Annotated in this window: 17 protein-coding genes; 11 read left to right on the forward strand and 6 right to left on the reverse strand. The window is 35.3% G+C overall.

All coding sequences use genetic code 11. From position 1 onward, the window contains the following. Positions 1–40: 40 nt before the first annotated feature. The 8 genes from CDZ89_RS15130 to CDZ89_RS15165 all read left to right on the forward strand — a co-directional run bounded on the left by CDZ89_RS15130 (position 41) and on the right by CDZ89_RS15165 (position 6,876). Complete coding sequence (locus CDZ89_RS15130; RefSeq protein WP_096155270.1) at positions 41–1,402, forward strand: YheC/YheD family endospore coat-associated protein; 1,362 nt, start codon at positions 41–43, stop codon at positions 1,400–1,402. Continuing rightward, on the forward strand, positions 1,399–2,616 hold the full coding sequence (locus tag CDZ89_RS15135; RefSeq protein WP_096155271.1) for a YheC/YheD family protein: 1,218 nt from the start codon (positions 1,399–1,401) through the stop codon (positions 2,614–2,616). Before CDZ89_RS15130 ends, CDZ89_RS15135 begins: the two co-directional genes overlap by 4 nt. A gap of 26 nt (positions 2,617–2,642) precedes the next feature. Continuing rightward, positions 2,643–2,855: a DUF5342 family protein gene (locus CDZ89_RS15140; protein ID WP_096155272.1), complete on the forward strand. Its 213-nt coding sequence runs from the start codon at positions 2,643–2,645 to the stop codon at positions 2,853–2,855. A 131-nt stretch (positions 2,856–2,986) separates the two neighbouring features. After that, positions 2,987–3,175: a hypothetical protein gene (locus tag CDZ89_RS15145; protein WP_096155273.1), complete on the forward strand. Its 189-nt coding sequence runs from the start codon at positions 2,987–2,989 to the stop codon at positions 3,173–3,175. Positions 3,176–3,279: 104 nt separating this feature from the next. After that, positions 3,280–3,600: a helix-turn-helix domain-containing protein gene (locus CDZ89_RS15150; protein WP_100333519.1), complete on the forward strand. Its 321-nt coding sequence runs from the start codon at positions 3,280–3,282 to the stop codon at positions 3,598–3,600. Between the two features lie 26 nt (positions 3,601–3,626). After that, positions 3,627–4,478, forward strand: a complete 852-nt coding sequence (locus tag CDZ89_RS15155) for an IS3 family transposase (protein WP_096155759.1) — start codon at positions 3,627–3,629, stop codon at positions 4,476–4,478. Positions 4,479–4,722: 244 nt separating this feature from the next. Next, entirely contained in the window at positions 4,723–5,658 is a 936-nt protein-coding gene (locus CDZ89_RS15160; RefSeq protein ID WP_096155274.1) for a PucR family transcriptional regulator, read from the forward strand. A gap of 114 nt (positions 5,659–5,772) precedes the next feature. Then, the gene (locus CDZ89_RS15165; protein ID WP_096155275.1) at positions 5,773–6,876 is read left to right on the forward strand and encodes an ABC transporter ATP-binding protein; all 1,104 of its coding nucleotides are present in this window, start codon (positions 5,773–5,775) and stop codon (positions 6,874–6,876) included. A 119-nt stretch (positions 6,877–6,995) separates the two neighbouring features. Here CDZ89_RS15165 and CDZ89_RS15170 read toward each other — a convergent pair whose 3' ends face one another. Further along, the gene (locus tag CDZ89_RS15170; RefSeq protein WP_227521522.1) at positions 6,996–7,268 is read right to left on the reverse strand and encodes a hypothetical protein; all 273 of its coding nucleotides are present in this window, start codon (positions 7,266–7,268) and stop codon (positions 6,996–6,998) included. A 239-nt stretch (positions 7,269–7,507) separates the two neighbouring features. On the opposite strand from CDZ89_RS15170, the gene CDZ89_RS15175 reads away from it, so the two are divergent. Further along, positions 7,508–7,720, forward strand: a complete 213-nt coding sequence (locus CDZ89_RS15175) for an alpha/beta-type small acid-soluble spore protein (RefSeq protein WP_096155277.1) — start codon at positions 7,508–7,510, stop codon at positions 7,718–7,720. A gap of 165 nt (positions 7,721–7,885) precedes the next feature. On the opposite strand, the gene CDZ89_RS15180 is transcribed toward CDZ89_RS15175, so the two are convergent. From CDZ89_RS15180 to CDZ89_RS15195, 4 genes are all read right to left on the reverse strand, one after another. Beyond that, positions 7,886–9,130: a hemolysin family protein gene (locus tag CDZ89_RS15180; protein WP_227521523.1), complete on the reverse strand. Its 1,245-nt coding sequence runs from the start codon at positions 9,128–9,130 to the stop codon at positions 7,886–7,888. Between the two features lie 117 nt (positions 9,131–9,247). Continuing rightward, a complete protein-coding gene (locus CDZ89_RS15185; protein ID WP_096155278.1) occupies positions 9,248–11,278 on the reverse strand; it encodes an ABC transporter ATP-binding protein in 2,031 nt (676 codons plus the stop codon). Next, positions 11,275–13,026: an ABC transporter ATP-binding protein gene (locus tag CDZ89_RS15190; RefSeq protein ID WP_096155279.1), complete on the reverse strand. Its 1,752-nt coding sequence runs from the start codon at positions 13,024–13,026 to the stop codon at positions 11,275–11,277. The genes CDZ89_RS15185 and CDZ89_RS15190 overlap by 4 nt, the downstream gene beginning before the upstream one ends. Before the next feature lie 859 nt (positions 13,027–13,885). Next, on the reverse strand, positions 13,886–15,949 hold the full coding sequence (locus CDZ89_RS15195; protein WP_096155280.1) for a penicillin-binding transpeptidase domain-containing protein: 2,064 nt from the start codon (positions 15,947–15,949) through the stop codon (positions 13,886–13,888). A gap of 183 nt (positions 15,950–16,132) precedes the next feature. Here CDZ89_RS15195 and CDZ89_RS15200 point away from each other — a divergent pair, with 183 nt between their 5' ends. Further along, complete coding sequence (locus CDZ89_RS15200; protein WP_096155281.1) at positions 16,133–17,143, forward strand: S66 family peptidase; 1,011 nt, start codon at positions 16,133–16,135, stop codon at positions 17,141–17,143. 172 nt (positions 17,144–17,315) lie between these two features. Next, positions 17,316–17,864, forward strand: coding sequence for a GNAT family N-acetyltransferase (locus CDZ89_RS15205; protein ID WP_096155282.1), 549 nt, complete (start codon positions 17,316–17,318; stop codon positions 17,862–17,864). Positions 17,865–18,017: 153 nt separating this feature from the next. Here the strand turns inward: CDZ89_RS15205 and CDZ89_RS15210 are convergent, their stop codons facing one another. After that, positions 18,018–18,965: a glycine-rich domain-containing protein gene (locus CDZ89_RS15210; RefSeq protein ID WP_100333928.1), complete on the reverse strand. Its 948-nt coding sequence runs from the start codon at positions 18,963–18,965 to the stop codon at positions 18,018–18,020. Positions 18,966–19,077 lie beyond the last annotated feature (112 nt).

The following is a 19,077-nucleotide window of genomic DNA, read 5'->3' on the forward strand; positions in this document are numbered from 1 at the left end:
GCCATAAGTAAAGGGTGGACAGAAACGGAGTGAAAAGTTGATGCGAGCGCAAATACAATTAAAATATAAGGAAGATGTAAAAGGTAATGGAATTACTTTACCTACTGATTTCGAGAAATACTCCATCCATTCGGTCGCGTTCGGTACATTGGAATACCCAGTGACCGTAAATTACCATGCGAAATCGTGTATATATGTCAATCAAGAACTGTATGAAAAACTTATGATACCTTTTGAAGGAAATATTCATTACTTCATTCATAATGGTGCTATTCATCTTGGACCATTAATCGGGATTTTTACAGCTGGATTCACAAGTTCCATGTTAAGGCCGATTGGTGAGAGATCCTTATTCTTTTCTAAATTACTTTCCATGGAAAAGAAAGTTGGCGCATATGCTTTTATTTTTGGAGCGAATCATATTAACTGGGAAGATGGTACAATTGAAGGCTTTATGTTTACAGAAAAAGGTTGGTGCAAAAAACAGTTTCCATTTCCACATGTCGTGTATGATCGTCTTCCAAACCGTCGGACAGAACAGCATCGTCTCTTGAAGGAAACTAGAGAAAAGATGCAAAAACAATATATGATTCCGTGGTATAATCCTGGATTTTTTAACAAGTGGGAAATACATCAAAAATTAACGTTAGAAGAAAATTTATCTAGATTCTTACCAGAAACGTATAATAACATGTCCATTACTTTATTAGAAGAATTACTTTCTAAATATCCTTTTCTCTATTTAAAGCCATCAAGCGGGAGTTTAGGACTTGGTGTTTTCAAAATCATATACAACAAAGAAGAAGAACAATATTATTGTCGCTATAAAGATGATGAGCAGAAAAATAGATTACAACGTTTTACTTCATTAGAAAAAATGTTAGGTTATGTGTTAAAAAACAGAGATATAAAAAGTTATATTGTTCAACAAGGAATTCCATTAATAAAAGTAGATGAATCAACGGTGGATTTTCGTGTTCACACGAATAAAGATGACAATGGAAAATGGCATGTTAGTGCGATGGCAGCAAAACTAAGTGGAAAAGGCAGTGTAACGACCCATGCGAACAACGGTGGAGTTGTTCGAACATTGGAAGAGATTTTTACTAGAAGCGAAGAAGCAACTTCAATAAAAGAGAAATTGACTCAAAGTGCCTTGATGTTAAGTGAAGCCATTGATCGTCATTTACCAGGATTTATTGGGGAGATTGGATTTGATTTTGGAATCGATAATAAAGTAGGAAACGTTTGGCTTTTTGAAGCTAATTCCAAACCTGGCAGGGCAATCTTTTATCATCCAAAATTAAGAAAAGAAGATTTTCTCACTCGAAAACTTTCCATAGAATATGCCATTTATTTAACAGAAAAATCTTTAGAGAATCCCGAGGAAATTTTTCTATGAAAGTAACTATTTATTATGATTGGCAGAGTCAAACATGGGTTCAGGTTGAAAAGGACCTTCCCTCCCTTTCTTTTGGAGAAAGGGAGGATATTACTGTTGTTAGCAGGAGAAAGAAAACATTTCTCCCTTTTACAGTTTCTGTAGCAAATGGAAATATTGTCGGTCCTGTTGTTGGTATAATGGTGAACAAAAGTGAAGGTCAAAGTTTTTCTGGAAACATAAAACTGTTAGAGAGATTACAAAAAGAGTTGTTTCGTATTGGTGGGTTTTCAGTAGTTGTGACAGAAGAATTTTTTGAAAACAATTTCACTCAGCAAGGTTACTGTTATCATCCTCAATATGAAAAATGGGTAAAGTTGAAGGTTCCTCCTCTCCAAGTTCTTTACAACCGAATGTATAAAGAAGGTAACATAAGTAAGGTGATGGAATGGTGTAAGGAAAAGGATATTACCTTTTTTAATTTAAATTACTTTGACAAGTTTAGTACGTTTTTGTGTTTGAGAGAAAACCAACACCTTTTACCATACCTCCCTTCTACTTCTTTGCTAACAGAGCAAAACTTTTACGAACTTCTTTCAACATATAAATCCGTTTACATAAAAAAACGGTTAAGTGCAAAAGGAAAAGGGATTTTTTCATTATCCCTTTATGGGAGTACTATTATACTTAAAACGATATCGAAAACCATTATGTTTCCTACTATGGAAAAAGCATTTAATTTTCTTCAGAAAGAATTGAAATTGGATGAATATATCATTCAACAAACAATTGAAACACTTAAAATGGATGATAGAAAATTCGACTTAAGAATTCTTGCACATTTTATAAACGGAAAACATGAAATTTCAGGGGTTGGTGTAAGAATTGCTTGTGGCCAACAAGTTACAACTCACGTGCCAAATGGCGGGGAAATTGGCTACATTCAACAACTACCTATCGAAATAAATGTTGATAAACTCCGTAAATTAATTTCGAACGTTGGAGCCGATTTATCAACTTATGAGCGATCTTTAATTGGGGAGTTCTCAGCAGACATTGGTGTAAGATCGGATGGAAGCTTTTGCTTATTTGAAATAAATGCTAAGCCTATGGATTTTGATGAAGTCGATATAAAAAAGGCAGGAACAGAAAATTTAATTAAAGTTTTTTATGATAACGCCAAATTTTTCAAGAAGGAAAGTAGCTTAGTGAAGGCGAAACATATTACAAACTAACATTCCTATTTTAAGGAGGAAGCATCATGATCACTCACTTTCAATTTGAACCATTGTATCCAAATAAACAACTTCCTGGCTGGAAAATATCTTTTTTCTTCCAAGGTAAAACTGTTCGTGCTAAATACTTAAAAAATGGTGATATAGAATGGCAAGGCGATTATACCTTTTCACCTGAAGCCGAAGTTCAAATCCGATCGCAAATCCATGAACTAATGTTGTTTCATGTGTATGAATAAGTAATAATAATTTAATTTTGATCATCAATATAGAAATCCCAATATATTGATAATGCATCAGATACTTTACGAAAAAATTGAATCATGAACTATTTCCTTCCTGTGCATACTATTTGCAGGAGGGATTTTTCTTGAAAAATGATAAAAAACAACAACCAACGAACGATGTTACTTACGAAGGTAGAGATCAATATTATATGGACATCGACCGCATGATCAACGAGGGAATGGCAGGCGGAACAGTCTTTGAAAGAGAAGAATACACAAACATTGAAGAAGCACGCGAACTAATCAAAGAAGACAAACCAAACGAGAACTAATATTACAAAAGGATTAAAAGTGCCAGTAGTTGACCCCCTTATAATAGAGTTATAAAGTAGTTACAAATAGTTACGACTTTTACTGTTATAAGGGGGTAAAAACAATGGAGAAGAAACCATCGGTTAATTTGAGTGGAAAAGTTAAAATAGAGGCTGTAGAAAAAGTATTGAATGGAATGTCTGTAAGAGTTGTCGCAGATGAATTTAACGTAACTCGTCAAACAGTAAATAGGTGGGTTAATACGTATAAACACAGTGGTCCTAGTGCGTTTAAAGTAGCTACTAATAAGCATGTAAACTCTTTTGATTCAGTGAATTTAGATGATAAAAAACGTATTCAACAATTAGAGAAATTATTAAAAGAAAAGGAAATGGAGAACGAAATTCTAAAAAAGTTCCAAACCTTTCTCAAAGAGAAAAAGTAAGTAAGAAATATGAGTGTATCAACGCTTTGAGAAAGGAATATCCAGTGTTTATATTATGTCGTGTATTAGAGGTATCTGTAAGTGGTTATTATGCATATCTTAAACGGCCTAAGAAGAAGGTTTCACATGGAGATAAAGAGCTATTTAAAAAGATTAGCAATGTCTTTAAGAAGCACAAGGGAACCTTCGGTGCAAAAAGGATTGCTGGGTACATGAAAAATAAGATGAGTATCATAGTAAATCATAAAAAAGTAGCTCGTCTTATGAAGGAAGCAAATATGAAAGCCACTGTTAGACAAAAAAACACTACGAAAACAGAGAAACAAAAAGCTGCTGGATATGTGTACAATAACCTTCTAGAACGGGATTTTAATGCAGAGTTCCCAAACCAAAAATGGGTTACGGACATGACTGAAATTAAAGTGTTTAATACGAAATTTTATATTTCAGCGTTAATGGATCTTTTTAATAGAGAAGTTATTGCCTTTGAGATTAGTTTCAGCCCTGACACTGAGCTTATTAAGCGTACGATCGAAGCCGGTCAAAAGCAGCGTCAGCTAAAGGATTTAGAAGGGGTTACAATTCATAGTGATCAAGGAAGCGTGTACCGTTCTTTTGAACATAATAAATTGTCGAGAACACTTAAGTTTACCCCAAGTATGTCTAGGAAAGGAAACTGTTGGGATAATGCCGTGATTGAAAGTTTCTTTTCTCAATTAAAAGTTGAATTTCCATGTTTCTATCCAAACACTAAAAAGGCTATATTTGAGAAAGATTTAAAGAAATATATCATGTATTATAATGAAGAACGAATCCAAAAAGGCCTGGGTTATGACTCACCAAAAGAGTACTATAAAGAGTTTATAAAGGTAGCGTAATATATACAAAAATGATCCCAGTCATTTGGTGTGGAATTGTGAAATTCCTCACCAAATGACTGGGCCACCAAGCGTAAGCGCGGTAGTTATAAGAGAACGTAACTAATTATTTTTTCGACTCTATTTTTTGGGGGCTTGACCACAGGCACTTGTAACATTCCTGTTACAAATGCCTGGCATTTGTTTTTTCTTATATGTTTAGAACCTGTTATAATAGTGGAAATGCTATTTTGTGTGAGGGATTATGATGATAGAAGGTTTAAGGAAAATATTTAAAGATCAAGTAGTAATAGCAGAATCCCCTAGTAACTTTTTAAAGTTTGAGTGGTTTGAAAGCTCATCAAGTGAATATATCGGTATTGTTCGGGATGCACTTAAAGATAGAGATGTCATTTGGTTAAATACATTTTTAACTCGCATTGAACATGATGAAACACAAATGTCTGAAATAGAGAATTGGTGGTATCAATTCCTTTTTAATAATGAAGTGGACTTGAATGTCGACATGTTAGCGCAAGAGTTATTTTATCAAGAAAATGATTCTTTTCGTTTTGTACAGTTTCATTATACGAAGGCTTTTTCTCAAGCTGCGGAGTGGAAAGAAGCCATACAATCATTCTTTGAAGAATCAACGATCGAGATTATATGGCAAGATGACGTTTCGGGCGTTATTATCGAAAAGCAATCGACAGTACAAGAGCCAAATACATATACAGATATAATTGAAATGACAGCAGCGGACTTCTATGCGGATGTAAAATTGTTTATCGGCTCTTATCATCCATTTACGAATAAACTTCCTCAGCTTTTTCAATGGGAGACTAAATGCTTTTCCATTGCTCAAAAATTCGAATCGAAGACAAAACATATACGGTTGGAAAAAGCGATACCATATGTAATGATTCACGAACTAAGCAAAGCAACCGTAAATGAAATGAAGCAGTCTTTTTTAACTTCTTTTCCAGAAGAAAAAGAACTTCTTATTAGTGTCAAAACGTTTATCGAAAATAACTTAAATGTTTCATTAACTGCAAAAAAATTATATATGCATCGAAACAGTTTACAATATAGAATCGATAAATTCGTAGAACGAACAGGCATCGATATTAGAAACTTTCAAGGGGCATTTGTAGCCTACTTAGCAATACTTTTAGTTGAATATGAAAAAGAAGTTGGGTAACTTGCACAAACAAGTTACTCTTTTTTTGTGCATGTTGTACATTGTCCTATTAAAGCGCTTTCGGTAGACTAAGAAGTAAGAAAAGAAAACGATTACAAAAGGAGGCCTTTTAAAATGGCTGAACTAAAATTACAAAATATTTATAAAGTTTATGAAGGTGATGTAACCGCTGTTGAAGATTTCAACTTACACATTAAAGATAAAGAGTTTATTGTATTCGTTGGTCCATCAGGTTGTGGGAAATCTACAACTTTACGTATGATTGCTGGACTTGAGGAAATTTCTAAAGGTGACTTTGAAATTGATGGAAAGCGTATGAATGACGTTGCTCCTAAAGACCGCGATATCGCGATGGTATTCCAAAACTATGCACTATACCCTCACATGAGCGTATATGATAACATGGCATTTGGATTAAAATTACGTAAAACTCCAAAAGAAGAAATCGATCGTCGTGTAAAAGAAGCGGCAGCAATCTTAGGATTAGAACAATACTTAGAACGTAAACCAAAAGCATTATCTGGTGGTCAACGTCAGCGTGTTGCTTTAGGTCGTGCGATCGTTCGTGATGCAAAAGTATTCTTAATGGATGAGCCTTTATCTAACCTTGATGCTAAATTACGTGTACAAATGCGTGCCGAAATTTCTAAATTACATCAACGTTTAAAAACTACTACAATTTACGTAACACATGACCAAACAGAAGCTATGACAATGGCTACACGTCTTGTTGTTATGAAAGATGGTATTATTCAACAAGTTGGTTCACCTAAAGAAGTATACGAAAATCCTGAAAACATCTTTGTAGGCGGATTCATCGGTTCTCCAGCAATGAACTTCTTCAATGGTAAATTAGAAGATGGTTCTTTCCTTCTAGGAGAGCAAAAAATTTCCATCCCTGAAGGAAAAATGAAAATGTTACGTGACAACGGTTATGTTGGTAAAGAAATCGTACTTGGAATTCGTCCTGAAGATTTCCACGATGAGCCAGTATTCATCGAGTCTTCTGCTGGAACGAAAATTACTGCGAAAATCGAAGTAGCAGAATTACTAGGTGCAGAGTCCATGCTTTACTCACAAATCGCTGGTCAAGAGTTTGTTGCTCGTGTAGACTCTCGTACAGACGTGAAACCTGAAATGAACATCGACTTAGCGATTGATATGAATAAAGCTCACTTCTTCGACTTAGAAACAGAATTGCGTATTCGTAATAAATAGTGATTAGTGGCTAGTTACTAGTGGTTAGCTCATATCATATCAAAACCCCAAAGAATCTAAATTCTTCGGGGTTTTTTATATTTTCATTATTTACTTTCTTTCCTAACCACTATTCACTATTATTCCTTAACCGTATATATCGTCTCTTTTTTACAAACCGGACAATTAAATAGATGTAAGCAATCACTGTTCTCGTAAGAATTCATATCCCCATCTACAAGTTTTAGAACGTCAATATCCATGTACGCACTATAGTCATCTAAAAAGTCTGTTACCTTTCCTACTTCCTCTACAACACTACCGCATTGTGTACAAGTTTGTTGTGTTGCATCAAATCCGTTGCAAAGTGGACACATCCCCATGACTATCCCTCCGATGTTATGTACTATCATTATTTTCCCTTTCACCTTCATTCTTATCCTTTTTGAAATTCCCACTATTTACCTTAGTTTTTTTGAATAAGAAAAAAGAGATTTTCCTATAATACAAGTAACAACTTAAGCAGCACCAAACAGCAACCAACTTCTATCAATGGACCTCGCCGAGCAGGCAGCACTCAACAGTGCTTAACTGGTGCAAATCCAGTTGGTCCAGCCAAAAACCATAATTTTTGTGAGGAGATGAATCTAACATGCCAAACCAATCATCTAGAAATTCGTCAAATCAATTAGTAGCACCAGGAGCTCAAGCAGCTATCGACCAAATGAAGTACGAAATCGCTTCTGAATTTGGTGTAAACCTTGGTGCAGACACTACTGCACGTGCTAACGGTTCAGTAGGTGGAGAAATCACAAAGCGTTTAGTTCAAATGGCTGAACAACAATTAGGCGGCGGAAGCTACTAATTAGTATTACCAACTTAATATGAATGGCTTACGGTCCTGGACATTTGTCCAGGGCTGTTTTCATGCATGTGTTTAAATGGTAGACGAATCCAAAATCCCCTCATAATCCAAACCAAAAATTAAGGCTCCTTACACCCAAAGTTGTAAGAAAGCCTTTATGATTTATTAATAATCCCCAATTTCTACCGTGATTTTTCTAATTCTTCTGCCTTCTACATTCTTAACAGTAACGATTAAATTCTCAAATTCCACTATTTCTCCAATAGCCGGAATATGTTCTAACTCTTCATAGATCCAGCCACCAATTGTATGACTAGAGGAGGTAACTTTATTAAAATCCATTCCTAGCTCCTTGAAAAAATCTTCTAGAGGATAATCTGCGTTGAATTCATATTTACTCTCCGTAATTTTGGTGAAATTTTTTATTTTCTCATCATGCTCGTCCCATATTTCACCGACGATTTCTTCTAAAATATCCTCTAACGTAATTAGGCCTGATGTACCACCAAATTCATCGATTACAATTGCCATATGCACTTTATTTTTCTGCAACTCAGGTAACAATGTTGCTATCTTCATTGATTCTACAACGAATAAAGGTTCGCGTAAAATAGACTTAATGGTCACATCTCCAAACCGAACGAGATGACTTAAAAATTCCCTTTCTGACAAAATACCGATAATATTATCAATATTTTCTTCATAAACAGGAATTCGAGAATACCGTTCTTCTAGAAATACGTCTCTAACTTTTTCTATGGACTGTGTTACTTCTACGGCCACAATATCTATTCTTGGTTTCAATACTTCTCCAACCATAATGTCATCAAATTCCAACGACCTTGTGACTAATTCCCTTTCATTAAAGTCAATGACTCCTTCTTCCTGGCTAATATTCACCATCGTAATTAGTTCTTCCTCTGTAACAGACGGTGAATCGTTTCCTTTGAAGGCTCTTGTTACAAATTGTTTTAACTTTACAAAAAGGAATGTAATTGGTGCAAGTATTTTCATTAGCAAAAATAATATTCCTGCTATGAAAAGGGAGTACGTTTCTGCATTTTCTTTAGCCAGCGACTTTGGAAGTATCTCTCCGAAAACTAATACTAATATTGTCACAACAATGGTACTAATAAAAATTCCTTTGCCATCGCCAAAAAGGTCAGTAGCAACCTTCGTTGAAATAGAAGCCGCTGCTATATTGACAATGTTATTCCCGACCAAAATGGTGGAAAGTGCTTTATCAAAATTCTCCACAATAAAAACAGCCTTTTTACTCCCTCTACGTCCTTCAGACTCATAATTACGCAATCGAATTTTGTTTACACTTGAAAAAGCAGTTTCTGCTGATGAAAAAAAAGCAGACAATATGAACAAAATAATTAATGTTAATATTAGGCCAAAATCCAAAGAATTTCCCCTCCGCTAAAGGAGTATTTACTTCAGTTTATGTTACCCAATAATTACTAAAGCTATGAATAAAAGATGGGGCTAAGACAAAAAGTCTATAGCCCCACCCTTTACAAATTATCCAGCCAATGTACCTTTTCCTTGTTGAAGTTCGTACATTTGGTAATATCGTCCCGATTCTTGCATCAATTCATCATGGCTTCCTTTTTCTACAATCGTCCCGCGATCTAATACTAATATTTGGTCCGCATTTTTAATAGTAGATAGTCTGTGTGCAATAATAAAGGTAGTTCTTCCTTTTTTCAACACTTCTAATGCAGCTTGAATAACAGCTTCTGTTTCTGTATCGATACTTGCCGTTGCCTCATCTAAAATTAGAATCGCAGGGTCAAATGCGAGTGCTCTTGCAAAAGAGATTAACTGTCTTTGTCCTGAAGATAACGTACTACCTTTTTCAATAACTGGTTCATCTAATCCTTTTGGTAAGCTCGAAATAAAGTCCCAAGCACCAACGTCTCGTAGTGCTTTTTCCACTTTTTCTCTTGAAATGGTTGGATCATCAAGACTTACGTTAGAAGCAATTGTCCCTGTAAAAAGAAAAGGATCTTGCAGAACAATTCCCATGTGCTGGCGAATTGCTTGCTTCGGAAGGGTGTTAATATTTACACCATCAATTTTTATGCTACCTTCTTGTATATCGTAAAAACGGAACAGTAAGTTCATAATCGAACTTTTACCACTTCCTGTATGACCAACAAGTGCGACTGTTTCACCTTTGTCTGCTTTAAAGTCAATATTTTTCAACACGTATTCGCCTTCTTTATAACCGAACGATACGTTTTCAAATACGACATTTCCATCATAGCGAGGATATTTTTCGTCCGAAACCTCGATTCCTACTTCATCCATTAACTCAAATACTCGAGCAGATGAGACCCTAGCTTGCTCTAAGTTCGCTAATTGGTTTACCATACCAGTAATCGGTCCGAAAAGTCTTCCTAAATAATCAACGAAAGCGTAAAGTACTCCTAGTGATAAAACAGTCCCAACACCAAGGGAAGCTCCACCAAAATACCAAATCAATACTACGAATGAAATGTTTCGTAGTACCCCAACTAAATTATGAGATGTTAATGAATTTAAGCTTAATAGCTTATTTTGATACGCAAAGTGCTCTTCGTTTAGTTTTTCGAACTCTTCCGTTGAACGTTTTTGGCGTCGGAATGCTTGAATAATCGGCATCCCTTGAATAGATTCGTTAATATATCCATTAATATCACTTAACAATGAACGAATTTTATGGTTATATAATGATGCGAATTTTCGATAGAAAATAAACCAAACAACTAAGATAGGTATTAACGCTAAGCAAATGAATGCTAACTGTGCATCCAGTAAAAATAGTGCAATATAAATACCTGTAATGTAAATAACACTAGCAAAAAAAGTAGCCAATACGGTTACGTACAACTCTTTAATTGTTTCTGTATCATTTGTAATACGTGATACTACTTTCCCAGCTGGTAGATGGTCAAAGTATTGAATCGGTAATTTTTGAATTTGAGAAAATACATCTTCTCGCATTTTTTGAATAATACGGTTTGCAGAAGTTTGTAAATAATAACTTTGCCCATATTGGAAAAATGCTGCTACAACAAGTAATGCAAAGTAAAATCCAACTAAATAAATTAAATATTTTACTTCAGGTTCATAAAAAGCTAATAACTCTTGACTAGAAAGAGGTGTCGCTTGGTACTCCGCACGCTCTTCCCCTCTTGTAACAACTAAATTCCCTTCTTGTATCGTTCTTTCCCCTTCAAAGGAAATGGAAGATGGTACATAGTAAAACTCTCTAGATACTTGCACAATTCGAACTCTATCTTCCGTTGCTAGTACTGCATCGGTTGCTCTATCTTCACGGATATATAATTGCCCATCATACAAGACACTGTCTTTCACTTCGTTTTCAATAGGAATCCACTCTTTTTCAATCCCCATAATATGTTGGTCAATCATTCTTTTTGCAATAAATGGACCTGTTAACTCTGCTGCTACTGCTATGGAAAGCATGATTAACGCAATAATAATGACTTTCTTTTGCGTTAAAGCATAGTTTAACAGTCTTTTACCTGTCTTTTTTTCTGTCATGATAACACCCCGCTCTCGACAGACAGTTGTTGGCGATCAAACTGCTCCTTGTACCAACCGCCATGTGCCATTAGCTGCTCATGTAAACCAGATTCCACTATTTTTCCGTCGTCTAGTACGACAATCCAGTCTGCATGTTGTACAGCTGATAATCTATGTGTTGTAATAATCGTCGTTTTTTCACTACGTTCTTTTCGAATATTACCAATAATCGTTGCTTCTGTTTTCGCATCGACTGCTGATAATGAATCGTCTAAAATTAAAATTTCTGGATTGGCGATGAGTGCACGCGCAATAGATATACGTTGTTTTTGCCCACCGGATAACGAAACACCTTTCTCTCCAACTAATGTTTCCAGACCTTCTGGTAACATTTCTAAATCTTTCGTAAAGGCTGATAGTTCAATTGCCTTATTTAAATCTGCTTCACTACCATTTTCTTTTCCGAACAAAATATTTTCGCGAACTGTTCTTGAAAATAAAATATGATCTTGTGGCACATATCCAATCCAACCTTGCATGTTTTCAAGGGTAATTTTATTTAAAGGTGTACCTGAGATTTTTATTTCCCCTTTACCTAATGGATATTCTCTTAAAAGTTGCTTCACTAAAGTCGTTTTCCCGCTTCCCGTTTTGCCGACAATACCTAATGTTTCTCCCTTTCTCATATGGAAAGAAACGTTTTTCAAATTATCTACTTGCGAAGAAGGGTAACGGAATGTCACATGTTGAAACTCTATCTCATTTGGAGAATCTACCTTAGTTGGGTTTGCATCATTTTTTACATCTGGCTCATAATCTAATGTCGTATTTACACGATCAAGTGATGCATTTCCGCGTTGCATGATGTTAATTAGTTCCCCAATTGCAAACATTGGCCAGATTAACATTCCGAGATACACGTTGAATGAAACTAATTCTCCAAGCGTGATCGTTTTATGGAAAACTAAGTATGCACCATATCCGAGTCCTATTAAATAACTAGCACCTACTAGCAATTTGATTGTCGGTTCAAAAAGTGAGTCAATTATCGCTACTTTTACATTTTTCTTGTACACGTCATCTGTCATGTTATGAAAGCGAGCTTGATCTGCTCTTTCTTGTACGTATGCACGGACAACACGTACTCCAGCAATAGATTCTAATACCTTATCATTCATGTCTCCAAAAGCATCTTGAGCTTCCGTGAAGCGCTGATGAATTTTCTTACCATAAATATTCATCGCTAGCGCCATAATTGGAAGTGGAAGAATCGCCGCTAGGGTCAATTTCCAACTAATTAAGAATCCCATTGTACATAGAATAATAATCATAAATATGCTTGAATCAATTAGTGTTAAAACACCAAAACCAGCTGTAACAGAAATTGCTCTCAAATCATTTGTCGAACGAGCCATTAAGTCACCCGTTCTATTTTTTTCATAAAAAGTGGGGGTCATTTTTAATAAGTGGCCAATTAACTTTGACCTTAAGGACCTTTCGACTAAAAATGAGCCTCCAAATAATTTGGACATCCATACATACGTAAGACCGTAAATGATAAACGCAAGCACAAACAAGAAGCCAACGTAAGTCATTAGTTTTTCTTTTGTTAATGTCCCTACATGTATTTCATCAATCGCAATACCGATCATTCTTGGTGGGATTACTTCGAGTAAACCAGCAAAAATTAGTAACATGATTGCGAATGTATAACGTTTCCAATGTTCTTTAAAAAACCAACTTAATTTACTAAATACCGAAAACATATTATCGTACTCCTTTCGGTTTGTTAAACCGATTGTTCAATTTTGTATAACTACCCAGAGTCTGTCGCTCCTTCATACATCAACCTAATTACAAATAAACTGTTCATACTGCATGCCTCCTAATATTTGTTTTATATACAAATGGGTTTATCCCATAGGTAACAAATGGAAATGAATTCACATAAAAAAAGACACACCGAACGTAAGTCGGCATGCCAAGGTTTTGCAAATGCAAATAAAAAAGCACACATCACGTTCTATTAACGTGACCTGTGCTTACGATAACTAAATTAGTTGAAAGTAGTGTAATAGGTAAGTTTAGAGAAACTATACGATTATATAGTTTAACGAACTATTCCTATTGCAGTCAGGTCACGAGAATTATTAAATTGTACTGTTATTCTGTTGAACATCTTATCCATTTTAATCATCTCTCGAACCCTCCTTTTTCATAATAAAATTAGTATTTAATTCCACTTTTTTACCTTACCACCGTTCGTAATATATTGTCAATTACTAATTTTGAAAAAATTTACCTTTTATTTATTGAGTTCTTTTAATTACCGCTGTTGATTTCCGTGCAAGGCTACGCTTTCCGCGGGCGGTAAAAAGGAAGGTTATTTTCACTGTCGTGAAAAAACCTACTCCTCGGCGGCAAGCGCCTGTGGGGTCTCCCTTGACACACTTTTCCCGCAGGAGTCTCGCACCTCGTGCTATCATCAACTGGTTTGTTTTTAATACCTTTTTGCTCATACTAAACTTTCTTTGATAAATAATGATTACTGTTTTTCCTAATGATTAATACTCTCACCAAAAAGAAAAAACGTCTTATTTCATAGTGAAATAAGACGTTTTGGGTTTAGTTATTTTCTTCTAATGCTCGGTAGAAGTTTGTTGTTAGGTTAACAACGTGACCGCTTCCGCCTTTTTCTTCTACACCTTCAATAATTATTGCTGTTACTAAGTTTGGTTTGTTTTGGTCATAGGAAACAAAGAGGCCATTTTCTTTACCTTTTGTACCTTGCCCATCTGTTTTCAATTCTGCTGTTCCCGTTTTTCCTGCTAATGCAAAGTTAGGTATATTAGCACTTCTAGCTGTACCTTCTGTTACCACTTTTCGTAAATATTGTTGTAAGATTTGTGCATTCTCTTTACTTACAACATCATCTACCCATACTGCTGATTGTTCTTCTTCTAAAAGCAGTGGCTTCATCATTACTCCGTCGTTAACAACAGAAGCATACAAACTAGCTAAATGTGTCATCGTAACAAGCACTTGCCCTTGACCATAAGAGGAATCGGCAAGTATAACTTCACTGTCCATTGTGCCTGAATTGGAAATTTGTGATGCTGTTAAAGAATAGGAAAACGGAAGAGCCTCACCAAAACCTAATTTATTTAGACCTTCTACCATATTGTTACTACCAATATCTAAACCTAACATCGCAAAATAGATATTATCTGAAACGACCATTGCTGTTTCTAAATCAACGGAAGGTATGGAATCATTTACCCTAGTCACACGATAACTTCCCCACGAAGCGTCTTTTTGCCATCCACCCGAAGGAATGGCTACAGCTTTTTCTGTATCAACTGAATTTGTGTTTAATCCAATTATGGTTGTTAATAACTTCATGGTGGAACCAGGTGAATAGGATGCATGAAATCTATTTAAAATTGGTTGTTTCGGGTTGTCCACTAACGATTGATGATAAGCATTCGATAAACTCATTACATACTCATTAGGATCAAATGAAGGAACGCTTACTAAACCTCGTACTTTTCCTGTTTCAGGTTCCACGACAGAAGCTGTTCCAACTTCATCGTTCATTTGTTCGTAAAGTTTTTGTTGAACTGATCCGTTAATCGTTATTGTTATTGTTTCACCATTTTGAGCTGCTGTTTTAGCGATGTCTCTTGTGCTATTGTCAGGCTTACGAATGTATATTCTCTTTCCATCCTTTGGACGTAAACGTTCTTCAAGAAGTTGTTCTAATCCACGCTGACCAATCCAGCTTGAGGTGGAATAGCCTTTGTCTTTATTCGCCTCAAGTTGTTCGGACGTTATAGGGCGAACATAGCCTATTAAATGAGCTGCTGATTCTCCAAATGGGTACACTCGTTCAATAGTTTTTAGGACACTTACTCCTGGGATAGCCTGTGCTTCAGTTACTATGTCAACATCCTCTAATAAGAATTTTCTTATTGGTACGTGTTGGTCTGGTTTTACCCAGCTTTGAGAATATTGTCTTATAATAAATTCTTCGCTTACATTTAATATCTTGGATAGTGCTGGCAAAGACTGTTCATCAAATCTTTCTAAAACAACTCCTACATCATAAACATCTGTATTTGTTGCCAGAGGATATCCTTCTTCATCTAAAATTTTACCTCTTGCACCTGAAAGTGTAGCATATTGAACTTTATCCTCTCTTTCTAATCCAGGCAAAATAAAGTTAGTATCCCACCTTACGTACCAGTTTTCTTTTTCAACAGCTTCCTCTTCGGCACCTTCCATTCGGACTTCTTTCACTAATGGTACATCAAGGCTATACTCCACTCTACCAGCTAATGTGTCAAAAGAAAGATTCAGAGGAATGCGAATTTCGCTTATCTCTTCCTCTTCTTCTGCTGCCTCCCACACTATTTCATAATCTGCAATTGTAAGCTCCAGGTTGTATACATCTAGTACATTATATAGATGTTCGTATCGATCACCGTATTCTTCAAAAGGATACTCCTCTTTCGTTTCAACGGTTAAATATTCTTCATACAATTGTTGAAATTCGTATGATTTCCACCCTGTTATGTACTCGCTTAATCTTTCATAAGGATTCGCCTTTTTTTCTTCTTCCTTGTTACACGCTATTAATAATAGGCTCATAGTAACTAGTATTGCTGCCAAATAAATTATTCGCTTCAAAATATCTCCCCCTTATGTGTCCTACTATATTCGTATATTGTTACTATTATAGTAGCAAATTTTGGCTATTTTTGTAAGAGTAAAGAAACCCCTAGATATGATTTAACTATTTTCATTATTTTGTTGCTTCCATGTTTTTACTCTGTTACACTCGAAAAAAGATTTTAAGGATGTGAATTGGAAATGAAATATCCTGTGTTGAAAAAAGGAGCAACGATAGGTGTAACAGCACCTTCATCTGGTGTACCCGAATCTTTGCATACTGTCCTCAAAGATGCATGTGAAAAAATGGAACAGGAAGGCTTCCAAGTAAAGTGCGGAAAAACGAATTGGACCCAAACGAAAGCAAAATCTGCAAGTGCAAAAGTGCGTGCTCTCGAACTTAATGAAATGCTTCAATCTGACACTATTGATATGATAATACCTCCTTGGGGTGGAGAACTATTAATTGAAATTCTAGCTTACATAGACTTTCAAAAGATGAAACCAAAATGGATTCTCGGTTACTCTGATACTAGTGTTCTATTACTTGCGATAACATTGAAGACAGGAATTGCAACTGCTCATGGTACAAACTTAGTCGACTTAAGAGGTGAATATTGGGATAAAACTACTGCTAAATGGTTCCATGCATTAACAACAAATGTAGGTGAGTCTGTGGAACAATCTTCGTCAGAAAAATATCAAAAAGAATGGCAACATGAAAATCCTTCACCATGTGTATTTCATTTGACGGAAAATACAGAATGGAAAACGTTAAAAGACTCATCCATTTCCGTTCAAGGTAGGTTATTAGGGGGATGTGTTGATGTTATTAGGCATTTAATTGGTACTCCATTTGGAGATGTTAATTCTTTCTCAAAAGAACATATTAATGGGGATTCAATTATTTGGTATCTAGAAAACTGTGAATTAAGCACAACTGATTTACGTAGATCTCTTGTGCAGATGAAGCTTGCCGGCTGGTTTCAAAATGCTTCAGCTATCATGTTTGGTCGTAGTCCAGCAAATGATCCGGTTGATAACTATACAGTAGAAGATGTATATGCTGAACTAGAAGAGGAGCTAAACATTCCCATTCTCTATGATATAGATTGTGGACACGTACCTCCACAGGTGACCTTTATTAATGGGGCTTATGCGGAAGTTACTGTTAATAGCGGCAAAGGGGTAGTAAAGCAAACTTTTAAATAAGAGTAATAATAAACTTTTTAGATTCAACAGGGCTTTCATTTTATCTGACATTGAAAACAGGACGCTAAAAGGACTAATTTTAACATAAGTAGTACATTAAATAACATATAGGTTATTGAACTAATGGGGAGTTTTCTTTAACCATACAAACATAAATGAGTGAGGAGAATATATGTTTTATTTTAAACTTAATGATACTTCTGAGTTGCGTTTGCTAGAACCAAGGCATGCTGAAAACCTATTCTTGTTAACCGATAAATCAAGAGATTACCTTAGGGAATGGTTGCCTTGGGTGGATTTCACAAAAAACGTAAGAGATTCAAAAGAATTTATTGAAGGTACCATTAAGCAATTAGGTAATAATAATGGATTTCAAGCTGGAATTTGGTATAAAGGTGAATTAGCAGGAGTAATAGGTTTACACGGGATAAACTGGGCAAATAAATCAACCTCACTTGGATATTGGTTGGGCGAAGAATTTCAGGGTGTAGGATTAATGACCAGTGCTTGTAAATCGGTTATTGAATACTGTTTTAATGAATTGAACTTAAATAGAATTGAAATCCGTGCAGCAACTGAAAATCTAAAAAGCCAGGCTATTCCCGAAAGACTTGGCTTCAAAAGAGAAGGTTGTATAAGGAGTTCTGAATTTCTATATGATAGGTATGTCGACCATTTTGTTTTTGGGTTAATTAAAGAAGATTATAATGAACCTAATTAACAAACAGTAAAGCGCTAGTTTAACAAGAAATTAGAATAATGAATAGGAAGTGCACAGATTTTAAATTGGAATCTGTGCTTTTTTATATGCTATTTAGTTGAATTAATTTCATAATAGCCAGAAAAGGTGGAGACCTCTACATAATCTATCTACTTAGGAAGAACATCCTCCCCCACTGCAACTAGCGTCCCCTCCGCTACTCGAATCAGCATCGTTATTATTTGCATTACTACTTGCTGATCCACAAAATACGGCATACGAGCAGCCACTAGTAGAATTGGAAACTCGCGAATACAGATATTCTTTCGCGTGAAGCCAATAGTTTTCAAATTGATATACAGAGTAAAACACCATAATTTGTGAAGAAGAAGTTAAGTTTCCAAAAGTGTTACTTTTTACAAAATTTGCGTTACTTTTATCTTTCTCTGAGTCTAGTGCTTGCTTCCTTAAAGAGTCTATCAAGTGATCGATCAACTCTTCATATTTCTCGTTTACATTAAAATATTTATCTTTTAACATTTGGTTAGAAGTCGTCTTAAACTCATGTACCAATTGCGGAGAAAGCGGCCCGTGAAAAAAGTCTCCCCAAGCTTTCCAACTAAAAGCCGTAACCTCGAAAAGGTTAGAAAATACCCAATCGAAAAATGCTCTTTCTTGAGGAGCAGCTTCTTTTGATTGTACATTAGGATAATGATGTAGCATCACTCCTAAGTAAGCTTTAGAGAACTTTTCATATTTATGTGTGAACATAATCATCTCATGCCATACAGCATCAATATCTTTACTGAACATAGGAGTCATTTTTAAAATGTTAGTAAGCAAAAAATAACGCTTTAATTCAAATAGTCTCCATTCAAACTCTTCTTCCGTCACTTTACGATTTTCATCTAAAAACCGCATCCTCACATCTTCTACATATGTTTTGTCCAGTGCTGTTTCTAAGTGTTTAATCAATTTTTCAGCTGGAGCACTAGTTAGTACTCCTAGGTTGGAAGGAATATTTTCTTTTGATAATTTCGGATATCTTTTCTTTTTCGAGAAAAATTTTATAATAACAAATACAAATACAACAGCTATCAGACCAATAAATATTAGTTCCAAAATAGCCACCTCGTTTCAGAGAATAAAAAATCACTTTGTTTTTATATACGATTGGTAAGCATAATAGTTTCAAGAAAAAATAAACCACATCTAATTCTCGATGTGGTTTATC

This window comes from Bacillus alkalisoli (genome assembly GCF_002797415.1).
Lineage (GTDB): Bacteria > Bacillota > Bacilli > Bacillales > Bacillaceae_I > Bacillus_CD > Bacillus_CD alkalisoli.